The sequence below is a fragment of the Falsiroseomonas sp. E2-1-a4 genome (genome assembly GCF_051433165.1).
Lineage (GTDB): Bacteria > Pseudomonadota > Alphaproteobacteria > Acetobacterales > Acetobacteraceae > Falsiroseomonas.
Genome location: NZ_JBHMFS010000012.1, coordinates 78,331 through 94,115 on the forward strand (window position 1 = coordinate 78,331; position 15,785 = coordinate 94,115).

General features: G+C 67.7%; 4 protein-coding genes. 1 reads left to right on the plus strand and 3 read right to left on the minus strand.

The features are described from left to right. Positions 1-56 precede the first annotated feature (56 nt). Positions 57-1,235: a M20 aminoacylase family protein gene (locus tag ACFHNC_RS14595; protein WP_437169956.1), complete on the plus strand. Its 1,179-nt coding sequence runs from the start codon at positions 57-59 to the stop codon at positions 1,233-1,235. 144 nt (positions 1,236-1,379) lie between these two features. On the opposite strand, the gene ACFHNC_RS14600 is transcribed toward ACFHNC_RS14595, so the two are convergent. From ACFHNC_RS14600 to ACFHNC_RS14610, 3 genes are all read right to left on the minus strand, one after another. Next, complete coding sequence (locus ACFHNC_RS14600; RefSeq protein WP_437169957.1) at positions 1,380-3,365, minus strand: hybrid sensor histidine kinase/response regulator; 1,986 nt, start codon at positions 3,363-3,365, stop codon at positions 1,380-1,382. 263 nt (positions 3,366-3,628) lie between these two features. Next, positions 3,629-4,606 (minus strand): Bug family tripartite tricarboxylate transporter substrate binding protein, encoded by a 978-nt coding sequence (locus ACFHNC_RS14605; protein WP_437169958.1) that lies wholly within the window; start codon positions 4,604-4,606, stop codon positions 3,629-3,631. A gap of 190 nt (positions 4,607-4,796) precedes the next feature. Further along, positions 4,797-15,464, minus strand: a complete 10,668-nt coding sequence (locus tag ACFHNC_RS14610) for an SdrD B-like domain-containing protein (RefSeq protein WP_437169959.1) — start codon at positions 15,462-15,464, stop codon at positions 4,797-4,799. Between the last annotated feature and the right edge of the window lie 321 nt (positions 15,465-15,785).

The window sequence follows — 15,785 nt, forward strand, 5'->3', positions numbered from 1 at the left end:
CTTGCGCGGCCTCCGGACCCGTCCCAAACAGGGACGATCAAGCCGGAGGCCGCTGCATGCCCATCATCAACCGCATCGCTGAATTCCACCCCGACATGACGGCGTGGCGGCACGATTTCCACCAGCATCCGGAGCTGGGATTCCAGGAAACCCGCACCAGCGGCGTGGTCGCCGCGAAGCTCCGCGAATTCGGCTGCGACGAGGTCATCACCGGCATCGCCACCACTGGCGTGGTCGGCGTGATTCATGGCCAGGGCGGCCCGAATGGCCGCGCCATCGGCTTCCGCGCGGATATGGATGCGCTGCCGATCGAGGAAGCCACCGGCAAGCCCTATGCCTCCCGCACCCCGGGCATCATGCATGCCTGCGGCCATGACGGGCACACCACCATGCTGCTCGGCGCCGCGCGCTACCTGGCGGAGACGCGCAACTTCTCCGGCACCGTCTACCTGGTGTTCCAGCCGGCGGAGGAGAATCTGGCAGGCGGCGAGGTGATGGTGAAGGAAGGGCTATTCGACCGCTTCCCGATGGACCGCATCTTCGGCCTGCACAATTGGCCCGGCGCGCCCGCCGGCATCTTCCTGCACGCCCCCGGCCCGGTGATGGCCGCGGTGGCCAATCTGGAAGTCACCATCACCGGCCGCGGCGCGCATGGCGCCATGCCGCATAACGGCATCGACCCCATTCTCATCGCCTCCCACATCGTGACGGCGCTGCAGAGCGTGGTGGCGCGCAACGTGAATCCGCTGGAGGCCGGCGTCATCACCATCGGCCACATCAAGGGCGGCTTCACCTTCAACGTCATCCCGGAAAGCGTGCAGATGCAGGGCACGGCGCGCTGGTTCCAGCCCGAGGTCGGCGATCTGCTGGAGGCGAATTTCCTGCGAATCGTCACCGGCGTCGCCGCCAGCTTCGGCGCCCATGCCGAGGCCAGCTTCACGCGCGCCTATCCCGCCACGGTGAATGAGCCGGAGAGCACGGAAATCGCCGCCCGCGCCGCCGCCACCGTGGTGGGTGAGGCCCGGTCCCGCAAGCTGCCGCAGCCGACCATGGGCGGCGAGGATTTCAGCTTCATGCTGAACGAGAAGCCCGGCGCCTATCTGTTCCTCGGCGGCGGCAAGGGTGAGGGCGAGGCGATGGTCCACCACCCGAAATACGACTTCAACGACGAGATCCTGCCGGTGGGCGCCAGCTGGTTCGCCACGCTGGCGGAGCAGGTCCTGCCGCGGAAGTAATACCAAATCCCGCGGATCGTGACCGATCCGCGCCTCAAGCGCCGGCGCTCTGCTTGGCTCGCCGCATAGGCGGCGGGCCGCATTCGCGGCCTCGGCCGGCTCCGCCGGCCGCAGGTTCCGATCAATGGGATCTGGTTCAAGGCGTCAGGGCGCCCCGCCGATCGGCGCCGCGGCGCGGGCGCGCAGCCCATCGATCAGGCCGAGCAGACGGCGCGTCTCGAAGGGCTTGCGAAGCACGGCGTCGAAGCCCGCCGCGCGGCAGCTTTCCTCCATCTGCTCGGCCGGGTCGGCGGTCAGTGCGATCAGCGGCAGGCGGGATTTTTCGCCGGGCAGCGCCCGCATCGCCCGGGCCACACCCAGCCCGCCAAGGCTCGGCATGTGCAGGTCGAGTACCGCCAGGTCGAAGTTCGCGCCATGCAGCGCGGCCAGGGCGGCGGGGCCGTCGGCGGCAGCGGTCACCGTATGGCCGGCGCGTTCCAGCACCGTGGTCAGCAGCAGCCGGCTGGCCGCCACATCCTCCGCCACCAAAATCCGCAGCGGCGTGCCGGCGCGGGTCAGCGTGGGGGAGGCACCGGGGCGGAAGGGTACCCAGAAGACGAAGCGCCGTCCCTGCCCCTCGCGGCGTTCCGCGCCGATCGCGCCGCCCATCGCCTCCACCAGCCGACGGCAGATTGCCAGGCCAAGCCCGCTGCCCGGGATCGCGCCAGGGGATGAAGCTTGGGATGAGGCTGGGGATGGGCCTTCCGACCCCTGGTCCCGCGTTGGATCGAACAGCCGCGACATGTCGGATAAGGCAATGGCCGGTGCCGCATCCGCCACCGCGATCTCCACCCGTTCCGGTCGCGGCGTCAGGCGGGCGGAGAGCACCACCTGGCCGGTGGCGGCGGCCCGGATGGCGTTGTCCAGAAGCTTGGTCGTCACCTCCCGCACGCGCAGCGGATCGCCGCGAATCCAGCGCGGCAGGCCGGGGTCGATCGCCACCCGCAGCACCAGGCCCTTGTTCTCCGCCGGGCGCCGCATCAGTGCGGCACATTCCTCCAGCAGGGCCGCGATCTCGATATCGGCGTCCTCGAGCGCGATGCTGCCATCCTCGAGCAGCGCGAAATCCAGCACATCGCCCACCAGGGCCAGCAGCGCCTGCCCCGCCTGGCGCTGCCGTTCGACCAGCAGGCGGGCTGGTGCTGGCAGATCGGCCTGCGCCAGCTGGTCGCAGTAGCCGAGCAGGCCGGTTAGTGGCGCGTGCAGTTCCTGGCTGACCGCCAGCATCAGCTCATTGCGCCGGCGGTCCTGTTCGGCGGCACGAGCCAGCGCCTCGCTTTGCCGGCGCTCGCGCTGCGCGTCCTGGCCCCGATCGCGCAGGGCGATGCGGGTGGCGAGGCCGAGGCTGGCCAGCGCCGCCGTAGCGCCAAGGGCGGCGAGCAGCCAGAACATCGCCACCGCGGCCAGGCCACTCGGCGGCGCTGCGACGACCAGGAACCAGCGGCTGTCACCGACCGGCCGCGCCAGCGCCAGCATGCCGCTCACCTCGACAGGGTCAGGAAGTTGGGCCAGGGCCGGCCGCAGCGCCTCCGGCTCCGCCCGGCCGGTGGCGGCGCGGGCGATCAGCCGGCCATCGCCATCCAGCAGCAGGGCAGACCAGCCGGCAGGCAGGCCGGCGCGGTCCATCAACTGGGCGAAGGTTGTCGCCTCCTGCGTCGCGACCAGGGCGAAGCGCACGGCGCCATCCACCCGCACCGGCACGCGGAAGGAAACCCGCCCCTGGATCAGCCCGCCCGGCGCCGGGTGGCCGGTGCGGAGCACGCTGCCGACCGCCGCCAGATCCTCGACACGTGGCAGGGCGGCGCCTTCGGGGTAGCGCAGGTTCAGCAGCTGCCTTTCGCCGTCGGTCAGGGCAATGGTGTACCACTGTGGTTCCCGCGCCAGCAGGCGCTGCGCTTCCTGCCGGAAGCCGCCCAGGTCGCCGGTCTTCAGATGCTGGGATCCGGCCAGCGCATCCAGCGCGCGAAGACCGGCGCGCATTTCGGAATCGAGGCCCGCGACCAGCGTGGTCGTGGTGCGCAGCACGTCATCCTGGCGGTCTGACCGGCGTTCCGCCTGGAGGCTGACCAGCAGCAACAGGCCAAAGGCCACCAGGGGCAGCAGCGCGAGAAGGGGTGCCAGCCGACCCAGCCGGCGCCAGCCGGCACCGGACGGATGATCCCCGTGGTCAGGCGGGTCCGGAGACGCTGCGGAAGGAAACAATTGCGCGCGGCCGCCTTTGTGAACGGATCAGCGGCTTTGCAGACCGCCATGGCCTGATCCTACCATCCACAAGCGCATTGTCACCCATGGCCGCGACCCTGGGCTGCACCCTTCAAGCCGCCCGCAACTGGCCGCCCGGCGCGGACGCCCGGCTATTGCGGCTGGATGCGCGCCGCGGCGACCAGCGCCTGGTTGCGCGCGATCTCGGCGGCGATGACCTCGGCGAAGCGCGTGGCGCTTTCGGACAGTGTGGTGAGGCCGAGATCGGCCATGCGGGCGGCCACGGCCGGTTCCGCCGCCGCCTGGTTCACCGCTGCATTGGCGCGGGTGACGAAGGCCGCATCCAGCCCCTTCGGACCCCAGACCCCGGTCCAGCCTTCATACACCATGTCGGCGAAGCCGGATTCCACCAGGGTCGGCACATCCGGCAGCACGCGCTGGCGGGTCGCCGATGTGACGCAATAGGCGCGCAGCCGCCCATCCCGCACCAGCGGAATCGCCGGGCCGAGCGGCGCGAAGAACAGGCTGACCGAACCCGAGATCAGGTCGTTCATCGCCGGCCCGGTGCCACGGTAGGAGACGAAGGTGCTCTCCACCCCCAGCTTCTGCCACAGCGCCGCCGTCGCAAGCTGACCGACCGAGCCGAGCGAGGAGCCGGCGAAGGAAAACTGCTGTGGCGTGGCGCGCAGCCCGGCCAGCAGCGCGGCCATGTCCTGCGGTGCCAGTCCGACGCCGCCAACCAGCACATAGGGGATGGAAACGGTGCGCGCGACGGGGGTGAAATCCGCCTGCAGGTCGAAGGGGACGTTGCGCTGCACGAAGGGCAACACGGTCAGCACCTCGTTCGAATACAGCAGGGTCGTGCCATCCGGCGCGCTGCGCGCCACCATCTCCGCCCCCACCACGCCGTTGGCGCCGGAGCGGTTCTCGATGACCCAGGAACCGCCGAGTGCCTCCGCCGCGCGTGGTGCGATCAGCCGAGCGGTGAGATCGGTGGTGCCGCCGGGCGGATAGGGCACGACGAGTCGGGACGCCCGCGCGCCCTGGCCGAAGGCAGCCCGGCCGACCAGCGGCGAAGCCAGGGCAAGGCCAAGCGAGGCACGGCGCGTCAAACCCGCAGCGTCAACCATCCGACGTTCTCCCGACCGATCGTCTTCACCGCGCCCATGCTGGCGCGGCCGACAATACTTCAATGCCTAAGCATGTGACAGAAGAACGCGGAGGGTCAAGCGGCGCCCGGAACGGGTCCGGGCGCCGGAAGCATTTTCAAGTCGGGCGACTTCGCCTGACGACTCGGAAAATGCGCCACCACGGCTGCGTTCAGAGCACGAAGTCGGAATTGAACAGGGTGTGCAGGCCGGCCACCCGGATCGCCATCTCGGCTGCCCCGCCATCGCCGGCATCGACCAGCACCAACGTATCCCCGCCATCATGCTCGTAACGGACGGAGCCCTGGCCGCCGCCGACGAAGGCACCCGTGCCGACGAAGGCGAAGACCTGGTTGCCGGCCAGCCCCAGATGCGCATCGATCGGGCTGAGATCGATGCGGTCACCCTCGAACCAGGACAGGTCGAGAATGAAGTCCGGCGCCGCCACGCTGCTATCCGCCAAACTGGTGAAGATGAAGCGGTCGGCGCCCGCGCCGCCGGTCATCACATCCTGCCCGGCGCCGCCGATCAGCACGTCATTGCCGCCGCCGCCCGAAAGCGTGTCGTTACCCGCGCCGCCGGCCAGGCGGTTGGCGCCATTGTCGCCGAACAGCCGGTCCGCATGGGCGGAGCCGACCAGGTTCTCCACCTGGACGAAGGTATCCCCCGCCGCGATGCCGGTGTTGAGCGTAGGGTTGGCGAGCGAGACGGTGAGGCCGATGGGGGATGCGGCATAGGTCGCCGTATCCACGCCGGCACCACCATTCAGCACATCCGCCCCAGCCCCGCCGTTCAGGATGTCGTCACCCGCGCCGCCGATCAGCGTATCCGCGCCGCCGCCGCCATTGAGCACGTCATTGCCCTGGAGCCCCTCGATCACATCCGCACCGCCGGTGCCGATCAGCGTGTCGTTACCCATGGTGCCGGTGATCGGCGCGCGTTCCACCGGCAGGCCGGGGGCGACATTCACGCCGGGGACGAAGGTGATGCCGGGCATGGAGCCATCGGTGGGGTAGAAGTCGTTCATCACGATGGCGCTGTTGGTGTCGAGGTAGATCACCGTCCGCCCATCCACCCGCTGCACCGCGGCGGCGCCACCATAGCCGTAGATGGTCAGCGTATCGCCCTCGCTCGGCTTGAAGTCGAGCAGCAGGTCCACGCCATCGCCCTTCTGCCAGATGAAGCGGTCCGCGCCGCCATCGCCGGAGACGGTATCACCGATCACCACACCGGTGATGGCGCCGCCCAGCAACTTGGCGCGGCCATCATCCTTGCCGCCGACCACCACATCGTTGCCATCATGGCCGGCGACGCGGTCATTGCCGGTGCCGCCCTGGATGGTGTCGTTGCCGCCATTGCCCTCGACGATGTCGTTGCCGGCGCCGCCGAACAGCACATCGTCGCCGCCCTCGCCCTGCATGCGGTCATCGCCATTGCCGCCCTCGGCCCAGTCATTGCCCTCACCGGCCTCGATCGTGTCGTTGCCGTCGCCGCCGAAGATCACATCGTCGCCGGCATTGCCGTGCAAATTGTCGTTGCCGCCGTCGCCCTGGATCTTGTCGTTGCCTTCATGGCCGTTGATGACGTCATCGCCGTCATTGCCGCGCAGGCAGTCATCCCCACGCAGACCGTTGATGTTGTCGTTGCCGCCCAGGCCATCGATATGGTCGCCCTGCTCGGTGCCGGGGAAGGCGTCGTTGCCGTTGGTCAGCAACGTGGCCGGCAGGTCGCAGGTGCCCACAACATCCGGGATGAAGCCGGCATCGACGGTCAGCACCACCGCGCCCTGCCCAACCGAGATGATGCCGGTGCGGCCATTCGCCGCCGCATCGCTGTCGCTGGCATCATTGCCGACATCGCGCAGCGTGGCGCTGTAGCCGGACGGCGTGTTGAAGCGGACGACGTAGTCGCCCGGCCGCAGCCCGTCGAACAGGTAGAAGCCGGAAGCATCCGTGGTGGTGGTGGCGAGCACCGTGCCGGTGGGGCTAAGCAGCCGGACGATGACGCCGCCAATGCCCGGCTCCTCCGCATCCTGCTGGCCATTGCCGTTGCGATCCGCCCAGACGCGATCGCCGAGGGAAGCGGCGAACAACAACCCCGCATCCAGCGACTTGTTCACCTGGCCGGAGGTCAGCGTGACCTGCTGCGTCTGGCCGGTGACGAGATCCGCATCGCTGTCGCGGTTGTCGTTGCCCTGATCCTTCACGGTGAAGACCGAGCCGCCGAGCGGGACGAACTGCACGGAATAGGTGCCGGGCAGCAGATCCTTGAAGGCATAGGCGCCATTGATCGCCGTGGTGGTGGTGGCGATGACGCTGCCACCCGCATCCAGCAGCCGCACGGTGATGCCGCGCGCCCCCGGCTCGCCCTGGTCCTGCACGCCATTGCCGTTCAGGTCGCGCCAGACGCGATCGCCGATCTCGACCCGCTGGAACAGGCCGGCATCGAGATCCGTGCGGTCATCGCCGGAGAACAGCATGACAGGGTCGATGCTGCCATCGGCCAACGCGTCGCTGTCCAGCGCATCGTCGCCGCCGGCATCCCGCGGCGAGAATTCATAGCCCGCCAGCGCATCCACCTTCACGCCATACTGGCCCGGCGCCAGACCATCGAAGCTGTAGAGGCCATCTGCGCCGGTCTGCGTCGTGCCGATGACATTGCCGCCGCCATCCAGCAGCTTGACCGTGACATTGGCCAGGCCTGGCTCATTGCCGTCCTGCACGCCATCCGCATCCAGATCGTGGAAGATGCGGTCGCCGAGGGAGGCGGGGATGTAGAGGCCCGCATCCAGGTCGCGCGTCACCTCGCCGGGCAGCACCAGAACCGCGGCGGTCTTGCCGTTCAGCGGGTTGGCGTCGCTGTCCACCGTGTCGTCGCTGCCGACGTCGCGAAGGGTCAGGCGCTCACCGGCCGGGGTGACGAACTGCACGCTGTAGAGGCCGGTGATCAGATCTTCGAACAGGTATTCGCCATTCGCATCCGTGGTGGTGGTGCGGCCGGTCGGGTTGCCGAAGCCATCGAGCAGGATGACGGTGACGCCGGCGCGCGCTGCCTCCCCCACTTCCTCGATGCCATCGCCGTCGCGGTCCACCCAGACGCGGCCGGCGAGGTCGCCCAGGAACAGAAGCCCGGCATCGACATCGGTGCGGTCCTGGCCGGAGACCAGGGAGATGACATCGGTGCGGCCGGTGCTGCGGTCCGCATCGCTGTCCAGCGCATCGCTGCCCTGGTCCTGCTGCGCGAAGGCGCGGTCCGCCGGCGCCACGAACTCGACGCGGTAGTCGCCGGGCTTCAGCCCATCGAAGCTGTACAGGCCATCCGCATCGGTTGTCGTGCTGTCCAGCACCGTCGCACCATCGGCGGACAGCAGCCGTACCGTGATACCGGCGACGCCGGGCTCGCCGCCATCCTGGATGCCGTCATTGTCGAGGTCGTCGAACACCTTGTCGCCGAGCGAAACCAACCGCACCAGGCCAGCATCGATGCTGTTGTCGGTCTCGCCGGATTGCAGGTTCACCAGGCCGGTGCGGCCATTGCTGGCGATGTCGCTGTCGGTGGCATCGGCACCGGCATCCCTCACTGTTGGCACATAACCCGGCTTGGTGATCTCCACCCGGTAATCGGCGGGGGCCAGGCCGGTGAAGCTGTAGAAACCGCTGCCATCCGTGGTGGTGGTGCCGAGCACGGTGCCAGCCGCATCCAGCAGCTTCACCGTGGCGCCGGCAATCGCCGGCTCTCCGGTTTCCTGCTGGCCGTCGCCGTCCAGATCCTCCCAGACATAATTGCCGAGGGCCGCCGGATTGTAGACGCCAGCATCCAGCGAGCGGTCATCGCCGCCGGAGATGAGAGTCACCTGCTCCGTCCGGCCGGTCAGCAGATCCGCGTCGCTGTCCTTCTCATTGTCCGGACCGATATTCGCCTTGGTGAAGGGCTGCACGCCGTTGGGCGCGAAGGTCACGCTGTAAGTGCCGGGAGCCAGGTTGTCGAAGATGTAGTTGCCATCCGCATCCGTGAGAACGGTGCGGCCGGTGGGGTTGCCATTGGCATCCAGCAGCGTGACCAGGCGGCCGGAAATGCCACCCTCCCCCGCATCCTGCAGGCCGTCGCCATCCACATCCTCGAACACCGTGCCGCCCAGCTTGGCGCCGCGGTAGAAGCCGGCATCAAGGCGCGGCTCATCTTCGCCGGATTCCAGATTGAACACGTCGCTGCGCCCGGTGGCGTTCACGTCGCTGTCGCCGGCCTCATTCGCCGCGGCATTCTGCAGCGTGGCGGTAAAGCCTGCGGGCAGGACCTGGATGGAATAGTCACCCGGCACCAGTCCGGTGAACTGGTAGAAGCCGTTCGCGCCGGTGACAGTGGTGCCGACGACATTGCCGAGGCTGTCCAGCAGCGTGACGGTGGCGCCGACGATGCCGGTGGCGCCATCATCCTGCCGGCCATTGCCGTTGGTGTCTTCCCAGACACGATCGCCGATGCTGGCAAGCTGGTAGAAGCCCGCATCCACATCGCGGCGATCCTCGCCATTCGCCAGCGTGTAGGGAACGGTGATGCCGTTGCCCTGATGCGCGTCGCTATCCGTCAGGTCGCTGCCGATATTGGTCAGCGTCCGCTTCTCATCGGCCACTTCATCGAAGCGCACGCGGTAGCTACCGGGCACGAGATCGTCGAACAGGTAGGACCCATCGGCCGCGGTGACCGTGGTGAAGCCGGTGGGCGTGCCATCGGCATTCAGCAGCGTGACAGGAATGCCGGCCAGCACCGCCGTCTCGCCCGCCTCGCGGACGCCGTCGCCATCCGTGTCGCGCCAGGCGATGCCGCCGAGGGAGGCGCGGACGATGCTGACAGCCTCGCTCTCCGACACGATGGTGGAGGAGGACCCCGGTGTCACGCCATAGGGATTGTTCGGTGCCGCGGAGACCACCTGGCCGACATTGGTCAGCACCTTGCCCGCGGTGTTGCCGGTGATGTCCGCCACCTGCGCGGTGACGCGGAACACGATCTGGTCGCCCGGGGTGGAGAGGTTGTCCCAGGGGTTGAGGACATCGCCCAGCGCATAGCTCAGCGTGCGGCTGGCAGCATCGTAGCTGCCTTCCGCGCCGACGGTGAGCGCGGTGCCGGTGATGTTGCCCAGCGACAGCATCTCGCTGTCCAGATAGTCCAGGCCGGCCGGCAGCACGTCCCGCAGCGTGATGCGCTGCGCGCCCTCACCCAGCGTCGCGGTGACGAGGAAGGTCACGACCTCGCCGATTCCGAGGGAGGCGCCGAAGGTGGTGTCGTAGCTGGTGGTCTCCAGCGTCTTCACCACGGTGTTGACGATATCCACCGCGACCGAAGCCGGATCGCTTTCGGTGACGGAGACGCCGAGCACGGGGGCGGAGCTGTAGGTGACCTGCGCCGTGTTGTTGATGACCTGCCCATCCACCACGTTACCCGCGTAGCGCGCCTGGTAGGTGATGGTGACCGGGGCGGAGCCCAGCAGATACTGGTTCAGGCTAAAGCCGATGGTGTCGCCGGTTTCCGTGATGATGCCGGCCGAGGCGCTGGCGCTGCCGGCCACCAGCGTCACGCCGGCGGGCAGGATGTCCGACAGGTTCACCAGGTAGGCGGGCGAAGTGGAGCCCGCCGCGTGGCTCAGCGTGATGGTGTAGGTGACGAGGTTGCCGGCATCGCCGGTGCCCGGCGCCGCATCCTTCACGATGACGAGGTCCGGTCGCACCACATCGATCTTCGCATCGTCGATCGCAACGGCCAGGCCCGGCTTGCCGCCACCGGGCGCGAAGGTCTCGGCCTTCGCCGTGTTGGTCAGCGTGCCGCCCGCGACGGCAGTCGGGGCAACGCGGCCAGTGACCAGGATGGTGACGGTATCGCCCGCATCGCGGTCATTGTCACCGGCATTGGTGATGGTGCCGAAATCGAAGCTGTAGGCACCACCGGTCAGCGCGGTCTGCGCCGCACCGACGCTCAGCGAGGATCCGCTGATGGTGGCGCCGATGCTCTCGACGCTGGCCGATTCAAAGACCAGGCCGGTGGGCAGCGTATCGGAGACGACGAAGCGCTGCGTGCCCTCCCCCACCGTCACGGTCAGACGGTAGGTGACGGTCTCGCCCGGTGCCACATCCGGGTTGGCCGCATTGACGAAGCTGTTGCCCGTATTGGCATCGCCCGTCGCGATCACCGCCTTGTCGATGGTCGGCGCCAGCACGACAGTGCGCGTTTCGGTGTCCTGCGTGCCGTAGCTGCGGCTGGCGAGGTCTTCGGCCGTGGTCGGGTTCAGCGGGTCCACCGGATCGGCGGGGTTGGTGTCGTAGACCAGCGTCGCGGTGTTCGACAGCACCTGCGCCGGAGTCACGCTGTCCAGCAGCCTGGCCTGGTAGGTGATGGTGATGTTGGCCGCGCCCAGCAGATGCTGGTCGGAGGACCAGGAAATGGCATTGCCCGTGGCGCTGATGCTGCCGGTGCTGGCGGTCAGCGTGCCGGCTACCAGTTCCATCCCCACCGGGATCAAATCGGACAGCGCCAGGTCATAGGCCGGCGCATCGCTGCCGGGCGCGTGGCGGATGGTGATGGAATAGGAAACGACCGCACCCGCATCCAGCGCCTGGCCGCCAGTGGAGGAGGTCTTGTCGATGCTGAGTGCCGGCTCCACCACATCGATGTCGACATTGGCGGTGGTGCTGGTGGTCGGCGTGCCATCCGTCTGCACGGTGGCGGAGTTGCGGAGATTGTCCGCATCATTGTTGTGTGGCAGGTCGTTCACCACCGCCTTGATGCGGATGACGATGACCTCATCGTCAAGATTCGTGTTGACCGCGGTATTGCGGACATCGCCGAAGTTCAGCGTGAAGCTGTCATCGCCCGCCGTGTTGCCCAGCGCTGCCGTGGTCAGCACCGGGACCGGCACGGCGGCGCCGCCGAAGGTCTTCAGCGCTGAGCCGACCGAGACCAGCTGCAGCGAACCCGGAACATAGCTCAGCGTGCCGTTGCCGGCGCTGGTCGCATCCTCCAACAGGTCGGTGATCCGCAGATTGGTGCTGTCGCCTTCCGGCAGGCGCACGCGAATCTCATAGGTTACTTCCTCGCCGATCCGCAGATCCGTCCGGCTCGTGCCGTGGCGGTCAGCGGAGGTGTTGGGGTCGGAGGTCTCGACGATGGTCTTGGTGATCGCAGGCCTGGCGACGGTGACGGTGTGATCGTCCTTGTCGGTGACGATGCGGTCATCCGCGCTCGTCTCCCCGTCCATGGAACTGCCGGCGACCGTCGCCTCGTTGCGGAGAACCTCGCCCGCATCGACATCGTGATTGATGACCACGTCAAACTTCACGGTGATCTTCTCGCCGGGGTCCAGATAGTCCAGCGTGATGTCGACCGGTGTCGCGCCGTAGCTGATGCGGCCGGCGGCGATGCCCGTCACGCTCAGCGTCGCGCCCTGATAGACGGCATCGAGCTGCACGTCCGTCAGCAGGTCCTTCAGGTTCACATCCCAGGCGCGGGCGGTGAAGTTGCTGTCATTGCCGGCGGTGGGAACGCCCTTGTTTTCCACCACGATGGTGTATTTGATGGTGTCGAAGGCATCGCCCGTCGTACGGTCCGCCGTCTTGTCCACATCCAGGTTCGGCGCCACCACATCGATCTGCGCGGTGGCGTTGATGGTGCTGCGGCCGCCCGGTGCGTTCGGGTTCACCGCGCTGGCGACCGCCGTGTTGGTCAGCACGTCGCCGCGCGCATTGGCCGGCAGGTTCCGCACCACGGCATCGACCTCGACCGTCACGGTCGAACCGACAGTGCCGATGGTGCTGGCGGTGTTCACCACATCGCCGAAGCCGAACGTGACCTTGTCGTGGCCGTTCTGGCCATCGGTATCGGACAGCGTGATGGTCGGCGCCTGGCTCAGCACAAGGCCGGCATCGATGGTGACGACGCGCGCCGCCAACACCTGCATCACGCCGCCACCCGCGGCGTCACCGGTCGGCAGGTAGTCCTCGATGCGGAAATCGGTGAGCGCGCCTTCCGGCACGGCGACAGTGATGCGGTAGGTCACCACCTCGCCGATCGTCGCATCCACGCGGCTGTCATTGCCGGCCAGCGTGCCGGTATGCGCCTCGCTGGTTGTGAACACCGTCTTCGTGATCGTCGGCGCCTGGGTGCGGACGATGGCGGTATCCGTCAGGGTGCCGGCGGGGGCGTAGTCGGTGCGGTCGATGCCGCTTTCCATCGCGGCGAAATGCTCGATCGTCGCGGTGTTGATCAGATCCGCGCCGAAGACCGGCACCTGGTCCACCAGATCCAGGTCGTAGGTGATGATGACGATGTTGTCGCCGCTGGTGGCGCTATAGGCGCCGATGCTGCCGCTGTTCACCGCATCGCCAAGCCGGATGCCACCGGCGGCATCGAACAGCCCGGCGCCCTCCAGCGTAAAGGGAATGGCGTTGCCCGCGCCATCGGTCACGCGCAGGTTCAGCCCGCCCGGCGGCAGCACGAAGCCGGTCGGGATGGTGTCGTGGATCAGGACGTCGAAGGCGCCCTTCAGGCTGCTGCCGGTGTTCTCCACCACGATGGCGAAGGAAACCCGGTCCCCGGCATCGGCGCCGGCCAGGTTCGCATCGATCGGCGTGGTGCCGAGGTTGCTGCTGTTGATGGTGCCGGTGAAGCGGTTGCCCGCGGAGCCCGGCGCGGAGAAGGCGACGGGGCCGGCCGCGGCCGTCAGCGTCGCGTTCGGGTTGCTGTCGGCGATCACGCCCTTGGTGATGTTCAGTTCCGGCTCGCCGAGCACGAACTGCACGATGGAGTTGTCTTCCGAGACATCGCCGAAGCTGTTGGTCTCGGTCGAGGTGACCTGGTTGGTCAGCAGCAGGCCGTCGCCGAATTCCTCATCCAGCACCACCACGGTGAACAGCAGGTCGATCCGGCTGGCCGGGTTGCCGGGCGCCACCGCATCGCCGAAGTCGAAGCGGAGGAAGTTGCTCTCCGGGTCGAAGCTGATATGCGGCGCCGTGTCCGGGTCGCCGGAGGCCTGGAACGTCGCGCCCGGCCCCCATTTCGCCTGGTTGGCGGCCGGCACGGCGCCGCTGACCAGATCGGTGAAGCCCATGCCGCCCAGCGCCTTCAGCACCGGCAGCGGCAGGAAATCCGTCAGCTTCACGTCATGCGCGCCGGTCAGCGGCATATCCAGCGTCAGGCGGAAGGTGATCTCGTCGCCGGCGGAGACGGGGCCCGGCGCGAAGGCGGTGTTGCCGTTGATGGCGTAGATGGACTTGCCGACCTCGCTGACCGGCAGCACCACGCCGGCGCCGCTGTCATCGCCCTTGGGCCCACCGGTCTCATCCACCACGCCGGCGAAGACCACGCCATTGTCGAGCGGGTCGCCCTGGTCGACCAGCGGCTCGTTGGACGGCGGCGGATTGGTGGAGATATAGCTTTCCTGGATGGTGCTGTGGAACGTCACCAGCACCGTCGCCTGGTTCTCGACGCCGCCAGGCTGGCCGTTCAGCACATCATCGATGCCGCGGTCGCGCATTTCCTGCGAGATATCGAAGGTGACGGTGGAGATGCCGGTCAGCGCATCCCGCACCACGCTCACATTCGCCGGGTCGATGGTGCCGGTGAACAGCACCGCGCCGCCTTCGCGCATGGTGATGGTGGGCGCGAAGCCCGGGTCATAGACCTGGCCGTCGGACAGCGTGTCCACCAGCTTCAGGTCGTCCATGTTGAAGTAGTTGGAGACCTGGCCATCCAGCGTCCAGGCCAGCGTGCCGCCGGCCTTCAGCGCATCCACCACCGCAACCGACTTCTGCACCGCGATGGATTTGGCGGTGATGACATCCTCCGGCCCCACCGGATCGATGGCGAAGACCACCACGGGGTCGCGCGCATCATTGGGGTCCCACACCGCATCGAGGCGGGCATTGTTTTCCAGTGTGCGGAAGGTGCCGGTGTCCGGGTCCAGCACCGGCGTCACGCCATCGCGCAGGAATTCCGGCACGTAGAAGTCGATCTTCAAGGTCGGTGCGGGATCTCCGCCGGTATAGCCGCCGGTCAGCGTGGCAACGACCAGCCCGGTGACGTTGTCGAAGCTGACCGTGCCGGTGCCATTCAGGATGCTGGCACCGGTGATGAAGGTGCCGTCCGGCATGTGATCCGTCAGGACCAGGTTGGTGATGGTCTGGCCATCGGCGATCAGCGCCTTGATCAGCCATTCGCGGGGGTAGGAAGGGCCGGTCGCCGTCTCCTGCTCCGGCCCGACATAGACCTTGTCCAGTTCCAGCACGGTGGGCGTGACGGACAGGCTGGCGGCGGGGCCGGTGACGGGGTTATCCGCCACCGGGTTCACCAGCGGGTCGCGGCCATAGGCGAAGCCTGCGGAGGCCTGGATGGTCAGCGGCACGGCAAGGTCGGCATTGCCGGAAACCTGCAGCTTCACCTCGATGTCGGACGGTGTCTGCCCGGCGGTGAAGCTGCCGAAGGGCAGCCGCAGTACGACCAGCGTCTCACCCGGCGTGCCGGTTACCGTCAGCGGCGCGCCAGTTGCAGTGGTGGCGTAAGGGTGGGTGACCTGGCCGGAGAGGGGGAATTCCAGCACCCACTGTTCCAGCGCCACGCCAAGATAGATGGCCCCCAGATAGGCCAGGCCATCATTGCTGGTGGCGCCGGCGCTGCCCGGCCCCGCCCCATCCGCGCCGTTGGTCGGAATGATCAGGTCGAGATAGGGCGCATAGCCGACATCCGAGCCGGGCGTGGCGTCCGGCACATTGTCGAAGCGGACAGTTATTGTCTGCAATCCACCGATCGGAGCGTTGAGGGCGGCACCGTTGAGGAAGCTGACGATTGGCTGGGCGGACATGGACCTGATCTCCGGCACGGAGGTCCGGCAGCACGCCGGCAACAACCCGTTACGCGAACAGATACCATTTGTTAGGGAAAGGACAACGAAAAATTTACCAATTTAGTCTTAAAAGATGATTAATGAGACGTCTCCGTTGAACCGCGGCGGCTGCTCCATCATAAGCGTTTGTTTTTCCGTCGGATACTTGCGCGCTTGCCGCGCACAGACGGCGCGCCAGCGGCACTGCCCCAGCCGGACAGCCTCGCCAATGGCACTCTGTATCATTTTTGAAGCGGACAATAGGCCGCTGCCGATCCCCTGGACCAGGCTGGCACGCAA

Bases quoted from the DNA above. Each gene is read 5' to 3' on its own strand.
- ACFHNC_RS14595 (WP_437169956.1), top strand. From the start codon at position 57: ATGCCCATCATCAACCGCATCGCTGAATTCCACCCCGACATGACGGCG.
- ACFHNC_RS14605 (WP_437169958.1), bottom strand. From the start codon at position 4,606: ATGGTTGACGCTGCGGGTTTGACGCGCCGTGCCTCGCTTGGCCTTGCC.
- ACFHNC_RS14610 (WP_437169959.1), bottom strand. From the start codon at position 15,464: ATGTCCGCCCAGCCAATCGTCAGCTTCCTCAACGGTGCCGCCCTCAAC.